Annotated in this window: 8 protein-coding genes; 1 reads left to right on the forward strand and 7 read right to left on the reverse strand. The window is 43.1% G+C overall.

Annotated features, from left to right (window positions below; all coding sequences use genetic code 11):
- Window positions 1-122: 122 nt before the first annotated feature.
- Window positions 123-362: a membrane protein insertion efficiency factor YidD gene (gene yidD, locus AC5JMF_RS28080; RefSeq protein WP_495798996.1), complete on the reverse strand. Its 240-nt coding sequence runs from the start codon at window positions 360-362 to the stop codon at window positions 123-125.
- A gap of 54 nt (window positions 363-416) precedes the next feature.
- Between yidD and AC5JMF_RS28085 the strand changes: the two genes are divergently transcribed.
- Window positions 417-1,121, forward strand: coding sequence for a diacylglycerol/polyprenol kinase family protein (locus tag AC5JMF_RS28085; RefSeq protein ID WP_495799003.1), 705 nt, complete (start codon window positions 417-419; stop codon window positions 1,119-1,121).
- Window positions 1,122-1,182: 61 nt separating this feature from the next.
- Here AC5JMF_RS28085 and phnE read toward each other — a convergent pair whose 3' ends face one another.
- The 6 genes from phnE to rseP all read right to left on the reverse strand — a co-directional run bounded on the left by phnE (window position 1,183) and on the right by rseP (window position 6,332).
- Window positions 1,183-1,977, reverse strand: a complete 795-nt coding sequence (gene phnE / locus AC5JMF_RS28090) for a phosphonate ABC transporter, permease protein PhnE (protein WP_495798997.1) — start codon at window positions 1,975-1,977, stop codon at window positions 1,183-1,185.
- Between the two features lie 128 nt (window positions 1,978-2,105).
- Window positions 2,106-2,840, reverse strand: a complete 735-nt coding sequence (locus AC5JMF_RS28095) for a phosphonate ABC transporter ATP-binding protein (protein WP_495798998.1) — start codon at window positions 2,838-2,840, stop codon at window positions 2,106-2,108.
- 72 nt (window positions 2,841-2,912) lie between these two features.
- On the reverse strand, window positions 2,913-3,881 hold the full coding sequence (locus AC5JMF_RS28100) for a phosphate/phosphite/phosphonate ABC transporter substrate-binding protein (protein WP_495798999.1): 969 nt from the start codon (window positions 3,879-3,881) through the stop codon (window positions 2,913-2,915).
- Window positions 3,882-4,216: 335 nt separating this feature from the next.
- Window positions 4,217-4,381, reverse strand: a complete 165-nt coding sequence (locus tag AC5JMF_RS28105; RefSeq protein WP_495799000.1) for a hypothetical protein — start codon at window positions 4,379-4,381, stop codon at window positions 4,217-4,219.
- A gap of 203 nt (window positions 4,382-4,584) precedes the next feature.
- Window positions 4,585-5,259 carry an endonuclease III gene (gene nth, locus AC5JMF_RS28110; protein WP_495799001.1) on the reverse strand — a complete coding sequence of 225 codons (675 nt, stop codon included), beginning with the start codon at window positions 5,257-5,259 and terminating at the stop codon, window positions 4,585-4,587.
- Window positions 5,235-6,332, reverse strand: a complete 1,098-nt coding sequence (rseP, locus tag AC5JMF_RS28115; protein WP_495799002.1) for an RIP metalloprotease RseP — start codon at window positions 6,330-6,332, stop codon at window positions 5,235-5,237. The genes nth and rseP overlap by 25 nt, the downstream gene beginning before the upstream one ends.
- Window positions 6,333-6,512: the final 180 nt, after the last annotated feature.

Raw genomic sequence — 6,512 nt, forward strand, 5'->3', positions numbered from 1 at the left:
TGGGGACTGGGGACTGGGGACTGGGGACTGGGGACTGGGGACTGGGGACTGGGTAATTTTCTTTCTCCCTCATCCCCCTCATCCCCCTTATCTCCCTCATCCCCCTCATCTCCCTCATCTCCTCATCCCCCCTCGTCCCCTCCACCTTTTCTGACAGGAACTGGATCATAACCACCTGGATGCAATGGATGACAGCGCAAAATACGCATAATTGCCATCCATCCACCGCGTAAGGCTCCAAATCGTTCTATTGCTTCGATGGCATATGCTGAACAAGTTGGTTGAAAGCGGCAGGTTGGAGGATACAGGGGTGAAATAAACATTCGGTAGCCGCGAATCAGCCAAATCAATAATAGTTTCATGACGGCACCTAAATCTTATAAATTGGTAACAGGGGTAAACGCTTTCATGTTGTTATATCTTTGGTGATTATATTTTCTGATTTAAACCCAATTTCGCTTTTATGGCTGCAAGTTGCGATCGCCGCAGTTTGGGTATTATTTATTCTGTTGATTGCATGGTGGGTAAATCGTTCCGGTAATAGCGATCCAGAAATTGTACGTAAGATAGTTCATATTGGCACTGGCAATGTAATTTTGCTCGCTTGGTGGTTAAAAATTCCCGCAGGTGTGGGAATTGCGGCATCGATTTTGGCAAGCGTCATTACCCTATTATCCTATCGGTTTCCCATTCTCCCTGGTATTAATAGTGTCGGACGTAAAAGCTTTGGCACATTTTTTTATTCTGTTAGTTTTGGGGTTTTAGTTGCATGGTTCTGGTACTTACAACAGCCTCAATACGCAGCACTGGGTATTTTGGTAATGTCCTGGGGAGATGGATTAGCAGCCTTAATCGGTCAACGCTTTGGTAAACATCAGTATAAAATTTTGGGGAGACAAAAAAGCTGGGAAGGCTCTTTGACGATGATGCTCGTTAGCTACCTAATCAATAGTGCGATTTTATTGGCAACACAAGGCAACATTTGGCAAACTTGGGCTGTATCATTGGTGGTGGCATTTACAGCTACTGCTTTAGAAGCTGTTTCATTTCTAGGTGTTGACAATTTAACAGTTCCTTTGGGAAGTGCCGCTTTAGCTTTTGTATTAATTCAGCTTGTTTAATTACGAATTACGAATTACGAATTACGAATTACAAATTATTTAAGCGAACGGTTGAGCATTTCTACATCGAATCGAGCCGATGACGCAATTGGCTACTAAAGGCATCAATTACCGTAACAACTACCAACAGCACTAGCATCATAGTTGTTGCCTTGGTATATTCAAAACCATCAATATAGCTTTTCAATTGAAAGCCAATACCGCCTGCACCGACTACACCCAACACAGAAGCAGCACGAATATTGTACTCAAACATCCACAAGGTATAACCTAACCCCAGTGGTAGCACTTGAGGTAAAATACCGTACTGAGCAATTTGTATTCTTGATGCTCCTAAAACTTGCAAAGACTCTAAAGAACGAGCATCAACCGCTTCAATTGCTTGTTGGTAAAACTTAGCCAAGTAGCCGATGGTATAAATTCCCAAAGCCAATGTCCCTGCGGGTGCGCCTAATCCGGTGGCAGCGACAAAAATTAGTCCAAGAATGATTGAAGGGACGGAACGTACAGCATTTTGTAGTAAATTTGCTAGCCATTGTAGCCAACGAGGAGCCACATTATTAGCGCTAGCAACAGCAATTGGTAGAGAAATGATAGCTCCGATAGTCGTTCCCCACAAAGACATTTGTATAGTTTCAACTAATGCCTTGATGGCAATATCTAATACTTTCCAATCTGGAGGAAATAATCTAGAAATAAAATCGGTAATATAGGGCAAGCTAGTCCGAAACAGTTCAAAATCAACTTTTAAACCTTGCAAAGCCCAACCATAAATTAAAACAATAATTAGTAGGATAAATAAGGGAGTCAACCAAGGATAGCGGCGGAGGAATTTTGAATTGGTTAAGTAACTCATTAGATTTCTTGCAAGAATTTTTACTTACAACATCAATAGTGCAATTTATAAGCGCGACAGCTTGGTTCACAACGAGGTAACAAAAGTATTTCTTTCCTACTCCCTACTCCCCACTCCCTACTCCCCGTCTATTTCAATACTGTAGAAAATTGAGCTTGGAGATGATCACAAACTCCGTCATAAACAACACGTCCAGCATCTAAGACGATCGCTCGCTGGGCATATTTTGCTGCTATTGCTAAATCATGCAACACAGTGACAATAGTCATGCCTTGCTGAGTGTGCAATTGTGATAAAGTCTGCATCACCTGTTGAGATGCTATAATATCTAACCCTGTGATTGGTTCATCAGCTAAGAGAATTTGTGGTGATTGAATTAAGGCACGAGCGATCGCTACTCGTTGTTGTTGTCCACCGCTGAGTTGGCTAATTTTTTGTTCGGCTAGTTCTTTTAAGCCGAACTGTGTTAACAACTCGATTGCTAAGCTGTGATCGCGTTGCGGGAATCCACACAGAGTTTGCCAAGTTGTTCTAGTACCCAGGCGTCCACACAAAACATTTTCAATGGCTGATAACTGACGAATCAGTCCACCGCCCTGAAATAACATCCCAATGTCACGACGAATTTGTGGCAGTGTTTGAGGAGTAACTGCTACGCCGTTGATCCGCACTTCTCCATTTACAGGTGGTACTAACCCAACAAGCGATCGCAGCAATGTCGATTTACCTGCACCATTGAGTCCCAACAAAACCACGAACTCGCCTTGCTGAATCTGGCAATTAATTCCGTTGAGGATAGGACGATTTAAAGGTGCAGCATAAGCTGTCTCTAGGTTGCAACACTCAATGACACAATCATTCATGGTAATCAGTTAACAGTTGTCAGTTAACAGTTGTCAGTTAACAAACTGAAAACTATTAACTGTTGACTGAAATTATGGTTCAATTCCAGCTAGTTTGAGGGCATTACGAATCGGTGCTAGGTGACTATTATGATCAATTTTCACCAATTCTGTAGAGTTGTACAAGTTACGTAACAGTTGGTTATTCTGTGACTGATTTAACTTGAGTAGAGCATTGATAATTTTTTCCCTTTGATCTGCTGGAACGTCGTCATCAATAGCAATTCCGTGGGCTGGAACGCCGGAAATTTTATATAAAACCCGTAGCTGATTCTTTTCTTCCGGGGTAATATACGGTGGGTTGAGTGCATATTCAGACACCACAGCCACATCTGCTTGATTACGGATAACAGCTTGTAAGGCTTTGCTGTAGTTACCACCATAGCTGACTTGACCAAAAAAACGATCCACGCGATCGCGACTTTCTACAAATCCTTGCTTAACTAATTCAGCCAAGGGGATAATAAAGCCCGAACCAGAAGTTGGGGATGTAAAAGCCATTCTTTTTCCCCGTAATTGTTCTAGGGTGGCTTTGGCTGAGTTTTGGGTTTTGAGAGGGCTATTTTTAGGAACAATAAATGTCGAACTGTAAGTATATCTACCCGAATAATTAGAGCGTACCTCAGCTAAGTACAAACGAGCATTAGCCAATTGCTCTGCTTTTAAAGCTGGGCGACTACTCAAAAAAGCTATATCAGCCCGATTAGCTCTCAATGCTTCCACAGCGGCCGTATCATCGCCTACCTGCGCTTTAACAGGTCTTCCCAACTCTTGGGATAAAAATTTGGCTACAGCATCTGCTTTACTTTGCAAGTCCGTAGAATCAGCTCTGCTAGGAAAGACAATTACTAAATCTTGTTTTTGAGCAAGTAAGCGTGATGTCTGTTGATTAATAGTAGCATTGCCAAATGCTTGCATTCCGCTACCCGTACCAACCAGTAGACCCGTAAGCGCTACAAATGCCGCGCCAGCACCCAACAAGCCCTTTCTTCTCACACTCATTTGTAACTCTCCATTAGTATCTACACGTATTAGCTTTTTTGCAAATTAGTTTCAATTACTCTGTAAAAATATTTATATCTTTTAAGAGCAAAAGTCAATATATTAGTTAATATCAATTCAAAATTCGCGCATGAAGAAATCCAGATATAGCATGGGTTTCAAGGTTTATATTTGTCGCATTCTTTTTTCAAATTGGTATTATCTAGTATTATCTAGTGAATTGATGCGATCTTAAGAGCGTAAAGCTTATGGCATAGCTTCGCTCAGAGAAAAGTTTTGGGCGAATAATTCGCTACTACACAGGCAAAGTCCGCCTGCGCGGAAAACACGGAAAATCAAGAGACTTCTTGCAAAAATACTTGAACCGTCAGAGACTCAAGTCTCTGCCTAATAGCAAAAGTCCGTTGAAACGGACTAAAAATACTGTTATTAGTCGGTTGAAACCGACTTGAGTTATCAGCCAGAAAATAAATTTTCTGGCGAGTATCCGACTTTTGCAAGAGGTCTAAGGTCTTGAACCCACGGAGGTGGGTTTTGTCTGTGTAGACAAGCCAGTGCGTTGGGGAAACACTGCGTTGCGCGGGTTCCCCGCCTTGAAGCAAGTGTTGGCGGCTTTGCCGACTTGTAGACGCCCGGAGGGCGGCTTCCCACAGGGTAGCAACGGCGCGCGATTAGAAATCGCTTTTCAAACTGCCTCATTTCCTTACACAGAAGCCGCAGGACATAAATCAGCTAACTCACAAGCCACACAAGCAGGTGAACGTGCTTTACAAATAGCTCTACCGTGATAAATTAGCCGAATTGACCAATTCTCCCAATCTGGTTGTGGCAATAGGGCTATTAAATCCTGTTCAATACGGATAGGGTCTGTGTGCTTGGTTAAACCCAAGCGTTCACTCAGGCGTTTGACATGAGTATCAACCGTCACACCAGCATTAATTCCATAGGCATGAGCGAGGACTACATTTGCAGTTTTTCGGGCCACACCTGGGAGCTTTAAGAGCTGCTCCATTTGATTAGGCACTACAGAGTTAAACTCGGTGACAATCATCCTACAGGCGGCTTGAATATTCTTGGCTTTATTGCGGTAAAATCCTGTTGAACGCACCAAGTTTTCTAACTCTGATAAATCGGCGATCGCTAAACTAGCAGCATCCGGAAATTTACCAAACAAAGCTGGTGTCACTAGATTCACTCGCTCATCAGTACATTGAGCGGAGAGAATTGTAGCTACCAGCAATTGTACTGGTGTTGAGTAGTTGAGAGAGCAGGTTGCATCTGGATAAAGACGCTTGAGACGAGCCAAAATTTCTACAGCTCGTTGCTTGTTAGATAAAGACTTACGAGTAGCACTCACTGGAATAATTTTTGCACCCACTCCAACTGGGTAGTTAATTGGGTAGTTTCTTTAACAATTAAAAAGATTCCTAACCCTAAGAGAATCACCAAACCAGTTTGCATAACGCTTTCTTGAATGCGATCAGGTAAGGGTTTACCGCGCAAACCTTCAATTACCAGAAAAGCCAGTTGTCCTCCATCCAAAGCTGGTAAAGGCAAAATATTGATGATTGCTAAGTTAATACTGATTAAAGCCGCAAAGAACAATAAGCTGCCTGTGTCATTTTGGGCTATATTTGCACCAATTTCTACAATTTTAATTGGCCCGGCTACTTGAGAAGCCGTTTCCCCAAAGTTAGTAATCAGTTGTCCAAAACCTTTAAAAGTCATTGTGACAACGCGCTGAAATTCTAGGGCACCCAAATTCAAAGCGGCTATCGGATTTGTCACCCGATTACGCACAATTTTACCGTTGGGAGCCAGCCCAACACCAACACTACCGCCGCCGGGTTTCGCTTCTGGAATCACATTTACAGATAGCTTTTGGTCGCCACGGGCAATTTCTAATTGAATAGATTTACCTGGGTTACTTTTAATGATTTCCCTTAAAGCATCTATTTCTTGCAGTGATTTGCCAAATTGCTTTTGATCAGCTGCGAGGATGACATCTCCTTGTTTAATTCCGGCTTTGGCTGCTACGGAACTAACCTCTGGTGCCAACTGTTGAATTAATACCCCATTTTGACTAGCTTGCCCTATGCCCACAAAGCTAACCTGCGCCACCAGTAATAAGTAAGCAAAGATTAAATTTGCTATCACTCCCGCACTGATGACGATCGCCCGGTCTAAAATTGGGCGGTTACGCAACAAATTAGGGTCATTAGGGGGAACATTGCTATCTGGTTCGTCATCGGGGAAACCAACAAAACCACCCAAAGGGAAGGCGCGGACAGCATACTCGGTTTGTGATCCTTGATACTTCCAAAGAACAGGGCCAAACCCCAAAGAAAAACGGTTAACGAGAATGCCTTGAGAACGTGCTGCAACAAAGTGTCCCAACTCGTGTACCAAGATCAAAACAGCCAAGACTGCGATCGCTGCTAAAACTGACATAGAGTAAATTTAGTGAATATATTCAGCTAGATACTTATCTTTATTCTAATTGGGCGTCAGGTATGGGAGTGGGGAGTAGGGAGTAGGGAGTAGGGAGTAGGGAGTAGGGAAGATGAGGGAGAAATTTTCTCCGCGTCCCCGCGTCCCCAGTCCCCAGTCCCCAGTCCCCAGTCCCCAGTC

It is taken from the genome of Desmonostoc vinosum (genome assembly GCF_059505385.1).